Source organism: Paraburkholderia azotifigens, assembly GCF_007995085.1.
In the GTDB taxonomy this organism is placed as follows: domain Bacteria; phylum Pseudomonadota; class Gammaproteobacteria; order Burkholderiales; family Burkholderiaceae; genus Paraburkholderia; species Paraburkholderia azotifigens.
In genome coordinates this window covers 1,019,737-1,034,839 of sequence record NZ_VOQS01000001.1, presented here as the reverse complement: position 1 = coordinate 1,034,839, position 15,103 = coordinate 1,019,737, and the positions used below count along the sequence as shown (strand labels likewise).

The 15,103-nt window shown below is 63.7% G+C and carries 14 protein-coding genes; 8 read left to right on the top strand and 6 right to left on the bottom strand.

Annotated features, from left to right (window positions below; genetic code table 11):
- The first annotated feature begins 56 nt into the window (after nucleotides 1–56).
- On the top strand, nucleotides 57–986 hold the full coding sequence (locus tag FRZ40_RS04575; protein WP_147234768.1) for an SPFH domain-containing protein: 930 nt from the start codon (nucleotides 57–59) through the stop codon (nucleotides 984–986).
- 775 nt (nucleotides 987–1,761) lie between these two features.
- On the opposite strand, the gene smpB is transcribed toward FRZ40_RS04575, so the two are convergent.
- Nucleotides 1,762–2,208, bottom strand: a complete 447-nt coding sequence (gene smpB, locus FRZ40_RS04570; protein ID WP_028370463.1) for an SsrA-binding protein SmpB — start codon at nucleotides 2,206–2,208, stop codon at nucleotides 1,762–1,764.
- A 132-nt stretch (nucleotides 2,209–2,340) separates the two neighbouring features.
- Here smpB and FRZ40_RS04565 point away from each other — a divergent pair, with 132 nt between their 5' ends.
- Nucleotides 2,341–2,778: a type II toxin-antitoxin system RatA family toxin gene (locus tag FRZ40_RS04565; RefSeq protein ID WP_028370462.1), complete on the top strand. Its 438-nt coding sequence runs from the start codon at nucleotides 2,341–2,343 to the stop codon at nucleotides 2,776–2,778.
- A complete protein-coding gene (locus tag FRZ40_RS04560; protein ID WP_028370461.1) occupies nucleotides 2,775–3,107 on the top strand; it encodes an RnfH family protein in 333 nt (110 codons plus the stop codon). Before FRZ40_RS04565 ends, FRZ40_RS04560 begins: the two co-directional genes overlap by 4 nt.
- Before the next feature lie 104 nt (nucleotides 3,108–3,211).
- On the opposite strand, the gene FRZ40_RS04555 is transcribed toward FRZ40_RS04560, so the two are convergent.
- Entirely contained in the window at nucleotides 3,212–4,186 is a 975-nt protein-coding gene (locus FRZ40_RS04555) for a DMT family transporter (RefSeq protein WP_147233499.1), read from the bottom strand.
- Nucleotides 4,187–4,480: 294 nt separating this feature from the next.
- Between FRZ40_RS04555 and guaB the strand changes: the two genes are divergently transcribed.
- From guaB to guaA, 3 genes are all read left to right on the top strand, one after another.
- The gene (gene guaB, locus FRZ40_RS04550) at nucleotides 4,481–5,941 is read left to right on the top strand and encodes an IMP dehydrogenase (protein ID WP_147233498.1); all 1,461 of its coding nucleotides are present in this window, start codon (nucleotides 4,481–4,483) and stop codon (nucleotides 5,939–5,941) included.
- Between the two features lie 6 nt (nucleotides 5,942–5,947).
- The gene (locus tag FRZ40_RS04545; RefSeq protein ID WP_147233497.1) at nucleotides 5,948–6,775 is read left to right on the top strand and encodes a hypothetical protein; all 828 of its coding nucleotides are present in this window, start codon (nucleotides 5,948–5,950) and stop codon (nucleotides 6,773–6,775) included.
- Between the two features lie 212 nt (nucleotides 6,776–6,987).
- Nucleotides 6,988–8,571, top strand: coding sequence for a glutamine-hydrolyzing GMP synthase (guaA, locus tag FRZ40_RS04540; RefSeq protein WP_147233496.1), 1,584 nt, complete (start codon nucleotides 6,988–6,990; stop codon nucleotides 8,569–8,571).
- Here the strand turns inward: guaA and FRZ40_RS04535 are convergent.
- The gene (locus FRZ40_RS04535) at nucleotides 8,460–9,005 is read right to left on the bottom strand and encodes a GNAT family N-acetyltransferase (protein ID WP_240057185.1); all 546 of its coding nucleotides are present in this window, start codon (nucleotides 9,003–9,005) and stop codon (nucleotides 8,460–8,462) included. The genes guaA and FRZ40_RS04535 overlap by 112 nt on opposite strands.
- Between FRZ40_RS04535 and FRZ40_RS44920 the strand changes: the two genes are divergently transcribed.
- Complete coding sequence (locus FRZ40_RS44920; protein ID WP_240057203.1) at nucleotides 8,908–9,108, top strand: hypothetical protein; 201 nt, start codon at nucleotides 8,908–8,910, stop codon at nucleotides 9,106–9,108. The genes FRZ40_RS04535 and FRZ40_RS44920 overlap by 98 nt on opposite strands.
- A 77-nt stretch (nucleotides 9,109–9,185) precedes the next feature.
- Here the strand turns inward: FRZ40_RS44920 and FRZ40_RS04530 are convergent, their stop codons facing one another.
- Both FRZ40_RS04530 and FRZ40_RS04525 read right to left on the bottom strand, forming a co-directional pair.
- On the bottom strand, nucleotides 9,186–10,664 hold the full coding sequence (locus FRZ40_RS04530; RefSeq protein ID WP_147233495.1) for a UdgX family uracil-DNA binding protein: 1,479 nt from the start codon (nucleotides 10,662–10,664) through the stop codon (nucleotides 9,186–9,188).
- Between the two features lie 16 nt (nucleotides 10,665–10,680).
- The gene (locus FRZ40_RS04525) at nucleotides 10,681–11,892 is read right to left on the bottom strand and encodes a putative DNA modification/repair radical SAM protein (RefSeq protein WP_147233494.1); all 1,212 of its coding nucleotides are present in this window, start codon (nucleotides 11,890–11,892) and stop codon (nucleotides 10,681–10,683) included.
- A gap of 249 nt (nucleotides 11,893–12,141) precedes the next feature.
- On the opposite strand from FRZ40_RS04525, the gene FRZ40_RS04520 reads away from it, so the two are divergent.
- Nucleotides 12,142–13,686 carry a tetratricopeptide repeat protein gene (locus tag FRZ40_RS04520; RefSeq protein WP_147233493.1) on the top strand — a complete coding sequence of 515 codons (1,545 nt, stop codon included), beginning with the start codon at nucleotides 12,142–12,144 and terminating at the stop codon, nucleotides 13,684–13,686.
- A gap of 54 nt (nucleotides 13,687–13,740) precedes the next feature.
- On the opposite strand, the gene FRZ40_RS04515 is transcribed toward FRZ40_RS04520, so the two are convergent.
- Nucleotides 13,741–15,081, bottom strand: coding sequence for an APC family permease (locus FRZ40_RS04515; protein ID WP_028370453.1), 1,341 nt, complete (start codon nucleotides 15,079–15,081; stop codon nucleotides 13,741–13,743).
- Between the last annotated feature and the right edge of the window lie 22 nt (nucleotides 15,082–15,103).

The following is a 15,103-nucleotide window of genomic DNA, read 5'->3' as shown; positions in this document are numbered from 1 at the left end:
GAAACGAGCGCATCCGAATGCGCACAACAATTCAAAAGCAGATTGGGGGTGCAGGAATGGAATCGTCGAGCATCGTGGGACTCGTATTGCTGATCGTCGTGATCGTGGTGGCTGCGCAGACGATCAAGATCGTGCCGCAGCAGCATGCATGGGTGATGGAGCGGCTCGGGCGCTATCACGCGACGCTCACGCCGGGTCTGAATTTCGTACTGCCGTTTATCGACCGGATCGCGTACAAGCACGTACTCAAGGAGATTCCGCTCGACGTGCCGAGCCAGGTCTGCATCACGCGCGACAACACGCAATTGCAGGTGGACGGCGTGCTGTACTTTCAGGTCACCGATCCGATGAAAGCGTCCTATGGGTCGAGCAATTTCGTGTTTGCGATCACGCAGTTGTCGCAGACGACGCTGCGTTCGGTGATCGGCAAGCTGGAACTCGACAAGACATTCGAGGAGCGCGACTTCATCAATCATTCGATCGTCTCGGCGCTCGACGAAGCGGCGTCGAACTGGGGTGTGAAAGTATTGCGCTACGAGATCAAGGATCTGACGCCGCCGAAGGAGATTCTTCACGCGATGCAGGCGCAGATCACGGCCGAGCGCGAGAAGCGCGCGCTGATCGCGGCCTCGGAAGGGCGCAAGCAGGAGCAGATCAATATCGCGTCGGGCGGGCGCGAAGCGGCGATCCAGAAGTCGGAGGGCGAGCGCCAGGCGGCGATCAACCAGGCGCAAGGGCAGGCGGCTGCGATTCTCGCGGTGGCGGAGGCGAATTCTCAGGCGATTCAGAAGATCGCTGCCGCGATTCAGTCTACGGGCGGGATGGAGGCTGTGAATCTTAAAGTCGCCGAGCAGTATGTCGGTGCGTTCGCGAATCTGGCGAAGCAGGGGAATACGCTGATCGTTCCTGGGAATATGGCTGATATCAGTTCGATGATCTCTGCTGCGCTGGCTATTGTTAAGTCTGGTGGCAAGACTGTTGGCTGAGTGTTTTTTTGCTGGCGGCGCCTTTGTTTGTTCGTGGGCTTTTGCTGGCATCCGCGTTTTCATATCGGTGCTTCATGCGTTGCCCCTGTGCGGGGCGGCACCTACTTTTCTTTGCCGCGGCAAAGAAAAGTAGGCAAAAGAAAGCCGCTCACACCGCCAGGTCTTCTTCCTGCCTGCGGGCCCCCGACGGGTCCCGCACTCCACACGGCAACGCACTGTCCTACGCCCGTTGCCAGCGCCTCTAACAGGCGCATCACCCTCTCCAGTCACCCGTAGTGGAGCCAGCGGCAGCGTACCGTCTGCGCCGCCCAGGCGGCAAACTGTGTGTCGCTTGTCGCACCTTACGCGTTGGCGCTCCTACGACACCGATCCTGCTTTTCAGTCCGGAGTGGCGCACTTCCATCGCGCCGGCCTACACACCGTTTGCCACCTGGGCGGCCGGGGACTTCCTGGTAACGCAGTCCGTGACGCGGGAGTGTGAAGTGGGGGATGCGAATCCAGGAGCGCTGGCAACGGGCATTGAGTAGCTTGATGCCGCCTGGAGTGCGGGACCCGTGGGGGCCCGCAGGCAACGACTAGCGTTCGCGGTGTTAGCCCGCTTTCTTTGCTTACTTTCTTTGCGGCGGCAAAGAAAGTAAGTGCCGCCCCGCACAGGGGCAACGCTTGCAGCACCGATACGAAAGCGCGGATGCCATCGAAAGCAAAAACCAAAAACAGCGACTGCGTCGCAGACAGAAAAAATCCAGAATGGCGACTGCGTCGCAGACAAAAAACCTTACGTCGGCGTCCTCATCAGCCGGGCCTTCTCCCGCTCCCAATCCCGCTTCTTCTCGGTTTCACGCTTGTCGTGCAGCTTCTTACCCTTGGCAAGCCCGATCTCGCACTTCACGCGCCCGTTCTTGTAATGGAAATTCAGCGGCACAAGCGTATAGCCACGCTGCTCGACCTTACCGATCAGCTTGCTGATCTCCTCCGCGTGCAACAGCAGCTTGCGCGTGCGCACGGGATCCAGATTGGCGAATTTCGATGCCTCAGGCAGCGGACTGATATGCGTGCCGATCAAAAACAGCTCGGCGTTCCTGATCACGACGTAGCCTTCCTTGATCTGCCCACGGCCGGCGCGCAGCGCCTTGACTTCCCAGCCCTCCAGCACGAGCCCGGCCTCGTAACGCTCCTCGACCGAATAATCGAAGAACGCTTTTCTGTTGTCGATGATGCTCATGAATGGAAACTGGCCAACTCGTTTAAAATCACGATTTTAGCAAAGCGGGCCGCCGAAAACCCGCCGCGGTGTCATTCAGTTGTCACGCGTTCGCTATTTCCCCAATCACTGTTGCCACGCGCCGTTCAATTTATGGCAGATGTCCAGAAAACCGTGTTGATACGCCATTCGGCGGAGCAGATGTTCGACCTCGTCACCGATGTCGCCGATTACCCCAATTTTCTTCCGTGGTGCGGCGGCGTCGAGATCCGCCGGCAGGAAGAGAACCTGATGGAGGCGAAGATCGACATCAACTTCAAGGGCATCAAGCAGCACTTCGCGACGCACAACACGCAGGAGCGGCCGACGCGCATCGACATGAACTTCGCCGACGGTCCGTTCAAGAAGTTCACCGGCTACTGGCGCTTCACGCCGCTGCGGGCGGACGCGTGCAAGATCGAGTTCGCGCTGCACTACGAATTCTCGAACATCCTGCTGGAGAAAATCATCGGGCCGGTGTTCAGCCATATCGCGAACACTTTTGTCGAATCATTCGTGAAGCGCGCCGATCAGCGCTACGGCAAGGCATGAGCGCCGATCTGACCATCGAGGTCTGCTACGCGCTGCCGCGCGAACAGACGCTGATCGAACTCCGGTTGCCGCAAGGCGCGACGCTGCGTCAGGCAATCGACGCGAGCGGCATCCTCAGGCGGCACCCCGAGATTGATCTGACGAAGCAGAAGACTGGCGTGTTCGGCAAGCTCAAGCCGCTCGACACCGTGCTGGCGAACCACGATCGCGTCGAGATCTACCGGCCGCTGATCGTCGATCCGAAACTCGCGCGGCAGCGGCGCGTGGAGAAATCGCGTCAGGAAGGATCGGTCGAAGGGCGCAAATGGCTGCCCAAGGATTCGCGCTGAATCACGCGGGAGCGCAACGACAATCAACGGGCAAACGACAAGCGGCGCACCGCATCAGGCGGTGCACCGTTTCTTTTTGCCGCATGAATTGCCGCAGCGAAGGTTCAGTGCACGGCCGCCTGCGCCTTTTCTTCGAGGGTCGAGCGGTCGGAATCGTCGCCGGCGTGCTGGCGCACCGACCAGCTGACGCCCGCCACCAGCAGCGCGATGGCCGCCAGTTCCAGCGGGCGGGGCATGCGGTGGTCGTAGATGAATGCGTAGAGCAGCGCGAACAGCGTCTCGAAGACGATCAGCTGGCCCGACAGCGTCAGCGGCAGACGCTTGGACGCCGCGTTCCACAAGCCGTTGCCGAGCCACGACGCGCCGATCGCGAGCCCCAGGTTCAGCATCCAGAACAGATGCCAGCGGGTGTCCACATGCGACGTATCGACGGCCGACGACGGCAGCACTGCGACCACGAGCCACAGCAGCGCACCGAGCAACCCCGTTACGACGCCCCACAGCACCGACCATTCATTGCCGCTGAAATGCGTATGACGCTGCAGATAGCGGGCATTTTCGACGGCAAACCACGTCCAGCAGGCGAGTGCGCCGACCGCACAGGCAAGTCCCGTCAACTTCGTCGTAATCGTGCCGGACGCTTCGCCCGCCGTGCCGAACACGTCGACGTTGATGCACGCGATACCCGCAACCACGAGCGTGAGCGGCCACACGAGCCGCGCGAGCGGCACGGCGCCGTGGTCGCGCCGCCCGAGCAGCGTCACCGTGACGGGCAGCACGCCGACGATCAGCGACGACGGTGCGATGCCGACCAGATGCACGGCGCCCGTCAGCAGCAGGTAATAGAGCAGGTTGCCTGCGAGCGCCAGCTTGACGAGGGCGTGCAGGTCTTCGCGGGTAAGCCTGCGCAGCAGCGAGCGCGCCGACGGCAGCGCGGCGACGAGCGACACGACGCCATACATCACATAGCGGCCGGCGCTCAGCAGCACAGGCGAAAAATCGGGCAACAGGCGCGGCACCAGAAATACCATGCCCCATAACGCTCCCGCCAACATCCCGTACACCACGCCGCGCTGCATTGCCTTGCCCCGATCGAAAACTGAAAGTGCGCGAAGCATAGCTGGCTGGGCGCGTGCGCGTCTTGTTCGATTCTGCACTTCAGCTCGCGTCGCCTATGTTGGGAAGCGTTCCCTGGACGCCCGCGTGTTCGAATGGGCAAACGAAACCCGTTCGAACCTGAGGCGAACGCGGAAGCGAAATCGGACGCTCGTTCGACGCGAAAAAACATTGAAGAATTTCGCTAACTGACTGTTCGCGCAGTGAAAACCGGGAGGTATCGCGTATAATTCGCTTTTGCGCCTATAGGATTTGCCATGCGTCTGATCCAAAAAGCACTCACGTTCGATGACGTGCTCCTTGTCCCGGCCTTCTCCGACGTTCTGCCGCGTGACACCAGCCTCAAGACCCGGCTGACCCGCAACATTTCCCTCAACATGCCGCTCGTGTCCGCCGCCATGGACACCGTCACGGAAGCGCGCCTCGCCATCGCCATGGCGCAGATGGGCGGCGTCGGCATCATCCACAAGAATCTGACGCCGGCCGAACAGGCTCGCGAAGTCGCGAAGGTCAAGCGTTTTGAATCGGGCGTCGTGCGCGATCCGATCACGATCCCGCCGCAAATGAAAGTGCGCGACGTGATCGCCCTGTCGCGCCAGCATGGCATTTCGGGTTTCCCGGTCGTCGAAGGTGCGCAGCTGATCGGTATCGTGACGAACCGCGACCTGCGCTTCGAAACGCGTCTGGACGAGCCCGTCCGTACGATCATGACGCCGCGCGAGCGCCTCGTCACCGTCAAGGAAGGCACGCCGCTCGCCGAAGCGAAGGCGCTGATGCACAGCCACCGTCTCGAGCGCGTGCTGGTCGTCAACGACGCATTCGAACTGCGCGGCCTGATGACGGTGAAGGACATCACGAAGCAGACGGAACACCCGGACGCCTGTAAGGACGAGCATGGCAAGCTGCGCGCAGGTGCGGCCGTCGGCGTCGGCGTGGACAACGAAGAGCGCGTGTCGCTGCTGGTGCAGGCGGGCGTCGACGTGATCGTCGTCGATACGGCGCACGGACACAGCAAGGGCGTGCTGGAGCGCGTCCAGTGGGTCAAGAAGAACTTCCCGCACGTCGAGGTGATCGGCGGCAACATCGCGACGGCTGACGCGGCCAAGGCGCTCGTCGAGTACGGCGCGGACGGCGTGAAGGTCGGTATCGGCCCGGGCTCGATCTGCACGACGCGTATCGTCGCGGGCGTGGGCGTGCCGCAAATCTCGGCAATCGCGAACGTGTCGGATGCGCTCAAGGGCACCGGCGTTCCCGTGATCGCGGACGGCGGCGTGCGCTTCTCGGGCGACGTCAGCAAGGCGCTGGCAGCCGGTGCGAACGCCGTGATGATGGGCAGCATGTTCGCCGGCACGGAAGAAGCGCCGGGCGACGTGTTCCTGTATCAGGGCCGCCAGTACAAGTCGTACCGCGGCATGGGTTCCGTCGGCGCGATGAAGGACGGCGCGGCTGACCGCTACTTCCAGGACAACTCCGCGAACATCGACAAGCTCGTGCCGGAAGGCATCGAAGGCCGTGTCGCGTACAAGGGCTCGGTCGGCGCGATCCTGTTCCAGCTGATCGGCGGCGTGCGCGCGTCGATGGGCTACTGCGGCTGCCGCACGATCGACGAAATGCACGACAAGGCCGCATTCGTCGAAATTACGGCGGCGGGCATGCGCGAATCGCATGTGCACGATGTGCAGATCACGAAGGAAGCGCCCAACTACCACGTGGACTAATCGCCGATGAAGCCGCTGCTGCGTGCCGTACTGATCATCGATGCCTTGTTGTTGCTGGCGTTCGGGCTGCTGTTCCTGCTCACGCCGTGGAAATCGCTGTACGACGCGCTGCAGCTCGTGCAGACGGATCCTGCGCTGGTCGGGCAGGGTGCGGGTATCGCGCTGATCGGTCTTGCCTGGCTGGCGCTGCATGCGTCGATCGACGGCGCGATGACGGCGACGACGGCCAAGGTCGTCGGCCATGTGAACTGGCTGACGGGCGTGCTGATGCTGGTCTGGCTGGTGGGATTGCATACGCCGCAGTTGACGCCGTTCGGTCAGTTGGTGGCGGTGCTGACGGGTGTGGTGCTGCTCGTCATCGGTCTGGGCGGTGTGCGGCTCGCGAGCGCCGTGAAGCGGCGCGAACGGCTGACGGGTTCGGCTGCTGCCGAACGTGCCGACCGCGTCGCGGCGCGCGATGCAGAGAACGAGGCACGCAAGGCCGAGCGTGAGCGTAACGCCGCACGTCCCGGTGTCGCGTTTCCGGCAGCGGGGTCGCATGTCGAGCCCTCGCTTGGCGTCACGCCGGCGGTGAGCGGATCGACGCCCGTGAGTCCTGCTACGGGGCATCCCGTCGAGCCGGGGCTGACGGCAGCGGCGCCCCGCGCCATGATGCCCGAGGCGGCGGCTGCCGCACGCGAAGACGCGCTGGCGCATGAGCGCCGGGCAGACGCCCACCAGGACGCCGCCGCGCGCGAACGTGCCGCGGCCGAGCGTAGCGAAGCCGACGCCCGCGCCGCCGAAGCGAAATCGGGCTCGCCGTCCGGCACGCCCCGGCCGCCGTTTCATGGCTGACCCGCGCGCCTTCACGCCTACTGCCGAGACAACTGGAATCCGTCTGCCCGCAGGTCTTTCATCGAGCGTTCTGTCGATCGCGGCACGCTGCGACGCGTCCTGTAGACCGTCGATTCAGCACGAGCCGGTCCGTTTTGAATACAACGCCGTCCTGTCGCGAAGCGACATGCACGGCTTCCCCTATCCGTTCTTTTTAGATTCCGTCCGCTGCCATGCATGACAAGATCCTGATCCTCGACTTCGGTTCGCAAGTCACCCAACTGATCGCACGCCGCATCCGCGAAGCGCACGTGCTGTCGGAAATCCATCCGCACGACGTGAGCGACGAGTTCATCCGCGAATTCAAGCCGACGGGCATCATCCTGTCGGGCGGCCCGAACTCGGTGACCGAGAATGACACGCCGCGCGCGCCGCAAGCGGTGTTCGAAGCGGGCGTGCCCGTGCTCGGCATCTGCTACGGCATGCAGACGATGGCCGAGCAACTCGGCGGCAAGGTCGACAGCGGCCACCTGCGCGAATTTGGTTACGCGGAAGTGCGCGCACGCAATCACACGAGCTTCCTCGACGACATTCAGGACTTCGCGACGCCCGAAGGCCACGGCATGCTGAAAGTGTGGATGAGCCACGGCGACAAGGTGCTGGAGATGCCGCCGGGTTTCCAGCTGATGGCATCGACGGAATCGTGCCCGGTCGCTGCGATGGCCGACGAGGCGCGCCACTTCTACGGCCTGCAATGGCACCCGGAAGTCACGCACACGGTGCAGGGCCGCGCGATGCTCGAACGCTTCGTGCTGAAGATCTGCGGCGCGAAACCCGATTGGGAAATGGGCAACTACATCGACGAAGCCGTCGAAAACATCCGCAAGCAGGTCGGCGACGAGCATGTGATTCTCGGCCTGTCGGGCGGTGTGGATTCGTCGGTGGCGGCGGCGCTGCTGCATCGCGCGATCGGCGACCAGCTGACCTGCGTGTTCGTCGATCACGGCCTGCTGCGTCTGAACGAAGCCGAGCAGGTCATGTCGATGTTCGCCGACAACCTTGGCGTGAAGGTGATCCACGTCGACGCAAGTGAAGCGTTCATGTCGAAGCTCAAGGGCGTGACCGATCCCGAAGCAAAGCGCAAGATCATCGGCGCGGAATTCGTCGAAGTGTTCCAGACGGAAGCGGGCAAGCTGACGGACGCGAAGTGGCTCGCGCAGGGCACGATCTACCCGGACGTGATCGAGTCGGCAGGCAAGGGCAAGAAGGCTGCGCACACGATCAAGAGCCACCACAACGTCGGCGGTCTGCCGGAGACGCTGAACCTGAAGCTGCTCGAGCCGCTGCGCGAACTCTTCAAGGACGAAGTGCGCGAGCTGGGCGTGAAGCTGGGCCTGCCGCCTTCGATGGTGTATCGCCATCCGTTCCCGGGCCCGGGTCTCGGCGTGCGGATTCTCGGCGAAGTGAAGCGCGAATACGCCGATCTGCTGCGTCGCGCGGATGCCATCTTTATCGAGTCGCTTCGCACGTTCATCGACAAGGAAACGGGCAAGTCGTGGTACGACCTGACGAGCCAGGCGTTTGCTGTGTTCCTGCCGGTGAAGAGCGTCGGCGTGATGGGCGATGGCCGCACGTATGAATATGTCGTTGCGCTGCGCGCAGTGCAGACGCTCGACTTCATGACGGCGCACTGGGCGCATCTGCCTCACGATCTGCTCGGCCATGTGTCGAACCGGATCATCAATGAGGTGCGCGGGATCAATCGGGTTGTGTACGATATTTCGGGCAAGCCGCCTGCGACGATCGAGTGGGAATAAGAGGAAAGGGCGCTGCGGCGCCCTTTTTCACAGCAATTCCCCACTCGCAACCACCGCTTACCTCTCCGCCACATACACCGCCACCAGCCTCCCATAGTAAGGCCGCAACCCAAGACTTCGCATCCCCAGCGCTTTATCACGTTGATCGATCGTTCATTCGACGGATGCGTCGTCGCGTGAATCGCCGCAAGACCGAGCACATCAAAGGCAAACGCAATCATCGCGCGCGCGGCTTCCGTTGCGTACCCGTGGCCCCAACGATCGCGCTTCAGGCGCCAGCCGACTTCGACGGGATTGTCTGGCTCGTTCTCGATATGCTGCACGCAGCCCGCGCCGATGATCTCGCCGCTGTCCTTTCTGATGATCGACCACCACGAAAAGCCGAACTGGTCCCAGCGTTCTTTCGCGCTTTCGATACTCTCCCGGCCTTCCATCGCAGTCGCGGGTGAGCCGTCGCCGAGGTTGCATGACGACGGGATCGGCATTGAGCGCGAGAAGCCCGGCGAAATGCGTTGCGTCGAAGGGTTCGAGGCGTAGCCGCAGGGTGTCGAGAACAGTGCGCATGGCGTTCGTCCGTGGCGTGAGTCCATGCTTCCGCATCCGCCGGCGTAACGCTAGTGCGGCGCGCGCTGGCGTTCCCGCACCGCATCCGCCAGTTCGCGTGCCCGCGTGAGCGTAGCAGCGATCGCAGCCAGCACGCGCTCGCGGGCATCGTCATGTTGCTGCCGCAGCGCATACGAGGGGTGCCACGTCGCGATCACCTGCATGCCGTCCACGTCGAGTGTCCGGTCGATGCAATCGCTCAGGCTGATCTTCTCGTGCAGGAGCGCGCTCAACGCCGTCGCGCCCAGCGTCACGACGACGGCCGGTTTCACTCGATCGAGCTCGCGTTCGAGCCAGTATGCGCACGCGTCGATTTCCTGCTGTGCCGCCGTCTTGTGCAGTCGCCGCTTGCCGCGCAGCATCCATTTGAAGTGCTTGACGGCGTTGGTCAGATAGAGACTGTCGCGCGACAGGCCCGCGCGCTCGATCGCGACATCGAGAAGCCGGCCCGCCGGTCCGACAAACGGCTTGCCCGCGAGATCTTCCTGATCGCCGGGCTGTTCGCCGATCAGCACGATGCGCGCATCGTCAGGACCGATGCCGTCGACGGCCTGGGTCGCGTGTCGCCACAGTTCGCAGCGCCGGCACGCATCGAGTGTCGACGGTTGTTGACGCGCCGGTTGTGCGCTCTGCGCGTCGACGGGCACGCTTTTGCCGCCGAGCACGCCGACGCCGCTAGCCTGCGCGACCCGTCGCGCGCCGCGTTTCGCTTCGCTGATCATCGACGGAATCAGGCGGCCTTCGGGTAAGCCTTTCCAGAAGCGCACGGGCATGTGCTGTTCGAGCGCGGTCTCGTTCACGCGCGCGGGATTGAACGTGCTGCGATAGTAGGCGAGCCAGAGCGCTTCGGCTTCGTCGGCCGCGTGATGGCGATGATCGTTAGATCGCGCCGTGCGGCGTTCGAGACGCAGCGCCGTGCCGTCCCACCAGGCGGCGCCGTCGGGCGTCGAGATGAGCCAGGTCGAGCGGCCCATGCGCCGCGCGAAATGCTCGGCCGACCACGCGAGCACATCGTGTTCGGGCTCGTACCACGCGACGTACTCGGGCAGATCGGGGGCGGGCGCGGCGTCGCCGGCGTCGCGCAGCCGGAAGCGCACGTACGCGATCATGTCGTGTTTCGCGCGCCGCACGGCCTTGGCCATCTTGTAGAGGCGCGCGCCGTCGCTATCCGCGGGCGACGCGACCGAGCGGTCGCCGCCATGCCAGCGCCACAGCACGCGATACAGAAACGCCCAGCGTGCTGTGTCGCGATAGAGCGCGGCGTCTTTCAGCAGTTCCGCGAGATCGCGGGAAATTCGCACTTCGGCGCGCGCCTTCGATGCAGGCGGCGTAACGGCATCGCCATCGAACAGCGTGGGACGAACGGCATGATCGTCGCCTTCGCCGGCGATGCGCCACTCGATCGTCTCAGGCGCAACACGCTGCGCCAGCGCCTGAAGTGCCGCTTCGCGCCACGCGGCGAACGTGTCCTCGATCGTGACGATGTGCATACGCGAACGCCCGCCATCAAAGCAGCGACAGCTGCGTGGGCGGCGGCGTCAGCGTGTGGCGCAGCCTTTCCGTCGATACGTCACCCTGCGCCGGACGATAGTCGGCTGTCACGACGAAGGGCTTTGTCTTGTCCATCGAACAGCGCAGCTGCACGAGATCCTGGTAGCGGATGCGTCGCGAACGCCGCAATTCCACCAGCCGCTTCGCGTTGCGCATGCCGATGCCCGGCACGCGCGCGATCATGCGCGCGTGAGCGCGGTTCAGATCGACGGGAAAACTGTCGCGATGATTCAGCGCCCACGCGAGCTTCGGATCGATATCGAGCGCGAGATTGCCGGGTGCGGCGAACAGTTCGTCGACGCGAAAGCCATAGCTGCGCAGCAGAAAATCCGCCTGGTACAGACGATGTTCGCGCAGCAGCGGCGGCGCCTTGGCCGGCAGCGCCGCCGGGCTGTCGGGAATCGGACTGAACGCGCAATAGTAGACGCGCTTGAGCCGGTACGAGCCGTACAGTGTTTCGGCCGTTTGCAGGATCGTGCTGTCGCTGGTTTCGTCCGCGCCGACGATCATCTGCGTGCTTTGTCCCGCGGGCGAGAAGCGCGGCGCTTTCGCGTCGCTCTCGGCTTCGTCGCACGCGAGCCGGATCGAGCCCATCGCGAGGCGGATCGTGCGCGCGCTTTTTTCGGGGGCGAGCCGTTCCAGACCGATTTCCGTCGGCAGTTCGATGTTGACGCTCAACCGGTCCGCGTACCGTCCCGCTTGCGCGATCAGTGCGGGGTCGGCGTCCGGAATTGTCTTCAAATGGATGTAGCCGCGAAACTGATGATCTTCGCGCAGCGACTGCGCGACGCGCACCAGTTGCTCCATGGTGTAGTTCGAAGACTGGATCACGCCGGAGCTGAGAAACAACCCGTCGATGTAGTTGCGCCGATAGAAGTCGAGCGTGAGGCCGACCACTTCCTCGGGCGTGAAACGTGCGCGCGGCACGTTGCTCGTGCGCCGGTTCACGCAGTATTGACAGTCGTACAGGCAGAAGTTGGTCAACAGGATCTTGAGCAGCGAGACACAGCGCCCGTCGGGCGTGAAGCTGTGGCAGATGCCCGAACCCGTGCTCGCGCCGAGCCCGTCCGTGCCGCGCGAACTACGCTGCGGCGCGCCGCCGCTGGCACACGACGCGTCGTATTTGGCGGCATCGGCGAGTATTTCGAGCTTCTTGAGCAGTTCCATGGCGAGTGGCGATACTGTATATATGTACAGTATTCTACGCCGTCACGCGAGTCTGGCAACGCAGGAATGGGTGTCCGCGCGGCGACTGTCCCTTACTTGTCCTATTTTTCAATCGGACAGGGCTCGGTGGTCGCATTTGACACAACTTCACAGCCAGTCGGCGACGCGATGGGATCATTGCCGTGCGCCGGCCCCGTTGTATCCGACGGCTTGGTGCACTAGCTGGGTGACAGCGGCGGACATCTTCAAATGACAGAGCAAGCGGACATCGACGGGATTTTCACGGCAGCCCTGCAAGCCTTTTTCTCGAGCGGGCACGACGCGGCGCGCGCGCAGCTCGATGCGCTTCTGCAGGCGCAGCCCGAGCATGCGGGTGCCTTGCATCTGCGCGGCCTTGTCGCGCTCGAAGCCAAAGAGCCGGGCGGCGCGGCGTACTGGATCGAACGCGCGCTGCACGTGCGGCCCGATCCTGTTTTCTACAACAGCCTGAGCGTCGTGCAGATCCGCGCGGGCGAATTCGTCGAGGGCGTACACAGCGCGCGGCGAGGACTCGAACTCGCGCGCACCGAGCCGTTCCTGTCAATCGATACGTCGATTCTCGCCTTCAATCTCGGCGTGGCGCTGCAACTGAACGACGACATGGAAGCGGCGGAACAGGTCTATCGCGACGTGCTCGCGGCAAACCCCGTCCATTCCGGCGCACACAATAATCTCGGCCTCGTGCTCAATGCACTCGGCGATGTCGAGGCGGCCATCGTTCATCATCGGCGTGCGTATGACATCGATCCCGCGAATCTCGAAGCTCGCAGCAACATCGGCCACATGATGCTTGCCGTGGGACGGTACGAAGAAGCGTGGCCGCATTTCGAATATCGATGGGCCGCGCTCGGCAACAATCGCGGCGAACGCGGCGCGCGGCCTGCCGGGTTGCCCGTGCCGCAATGGCTGGGCGAACCGCCAACCAGGCCGGATGCGCGGCTCTTCATCGTGTACGAGCAGGGGTTCGGTGACGCGTTGCAGTTCTGCCGCTTCTTTCCGCTCGCGCTCGATCACTTCGGGAGCGTCGGCTTCAACTGTCCGAAGCCGCTGCGGCGCCTGTTCGATGATTCGTTCGGCGAGCGCTATCCACGCTTGCAGCTCTTCGACGACTTGCCGGCGGACTGGAGCGACTGGGACTGCCATTCGCCGATGCTCTCGCTGCCGATGGCGCTCGGCATCGGCTTGCAGAATCTCGATACGGCGCCGCATCGGTATCTGCGCGCCGGGCCGCAACGCGCCGCCTACTGGCGCGCGCGGTTGGCGGAAGTCGCACCGGAAGGCGTGCCGCGTATCGGCATCGTCTGGGCGGGCGGCAAGATCAATGCGCACATGGATCGGATGCGCAGCATCGCGCCCGCGCAGATCGGGCGTCTGCTCGCCTGGCCGCGTGCGCAGTGGATCAGCCTGCAGAAAGCGGACGACGAAGCGAAAGCGCTCCCGATCCCGCATCCTCCGAACGTGACCGACTGGATGAGCGAGATCGCGGATTTCGCCGATACGGCGGCACTCGTCGAAGCGCTCGATCTGGTGATTGCCGTCGATACATCGGTCGCGCATCTTGCGGCCGCGATGGGCAAGCGCGTGTGGCTGTTGAACCGCTATGCCGGCTGCTGGCGCTGGCTTCGCGAGCGCCCGGATAGCCCGTGGTATCCGGGCATGCGGATCTTCAACCAGTCGCGGCGCGGGAACTGGGTCGACGTGCTGTCGACGTTGATCGAGGCGCTCGAAGCGGAGTTTCCCGAGCGGGCGCGATAAAGCCGATGTGACGAACGCGCTTCGCCACGGCGAAGCGCGCATCCGGAAGCGCGATCAGATCGCCACTTCGGGCGGGGCCTGGCGGAACAGGCGCGTGATCCAGCACAGATACACGATACCCAGCACGAACCACACCGCGCCGAGCACGAGTGCCGTCTTCTCGAGGCTGGCAAGCAGCCAGATATCGGACACGGCACCGATCAGCGGAAATACGAGCCCGCCTGTCACGCCGATCCTGCGATCGCCGTGATCGCCCGACAGATACACGCGGATCACGCACAGGTTGACGGCCGTGAACGCGAGGAACGCGCCGAAATTGATGAACGACGTCGACGTGGCTACATCGAGCTTCAGCGCGATCAGCCCGACGATACCCGCAATCGCAATGTTGATCGCGGGCGTTTTGAAGCGCGGGTGGATGAAACCGAAGATGCGCTTCGGCAGGATTTCGTCGCGTCCCATCGCATAGAGCAGCCGGCCGACGCTCGCCTGCGCCGAGATGCCCGACGCAAACTGCGCGAGGATCAGGCCCGCGAGAAACACCGTCACGAAGATATCGCCGCCGATCATCTTCGCGACTTCGAACGCGGCCGAGTCCGTGTCCTTGAACTCCACGCCGGGATGCGCGAGCTGCATCGTGTACGCGGCGATCACGAAAATCGCGCCGCCGATCAGCGCGATCAGAAGGATCGCACGCGGCATGTTCTTTTTCGGATCGATGGTTTCTTCCGTCAGCGTCGACACGGCGTCGAAGCCCAGGTACGAATACGCGGCAATCGCGGCGCCCGCCATCGTCGCGCCGAGCGGCACGTGTGGCTTGAAGAACGGCTCGGCCATCGCGATCCCGCCGGGCGCTGCCGCCGCCGACGCGTAGTGCCAGCACAGCGCGACGAACATCGCGACGATCGCCAGCTGCACGATCATCAGCACGATGTTGAAGCGCGCCGCGAGTTCGATGCCGACGATGTTCAGACCGCTCGTCAGGACAATGAACGCGACGATCCAGATCCACGACGGCACGTGCGGAAACGCCGCGTTCAGATATGCGGCGCCGATCAGCCAGATCACCATCGGCAGGAAGAAATAGTCGAGCAGCGTCGCCCAGCCGATCAGGAAGCCGAGATGGGCGTTGAAGGTCTTGCGCGTGTACGTGTAGGCCGAGCCGGCGACGGGGAAGAGCCGCGCGAGCTTGCCGTAGCTCAGCGCCGTGAACGCGATCGCGACCAGCGCGAGCAGATAGGCGAGGGCGGCCGTGTCGTCGCTGGCCTTGGCGAGCACGCCGTAGGTGCCGTAGACGATCAGCGGCGCCATGTAGGCGAGACCGAAAAGCAGCACGGACGGCAAGCCGAGCGTGCGCTTCAGGTGTGACGGTTCATGGGAAGACGACGCTTGCATGATTTCTCCTAAGCCTGCGAGG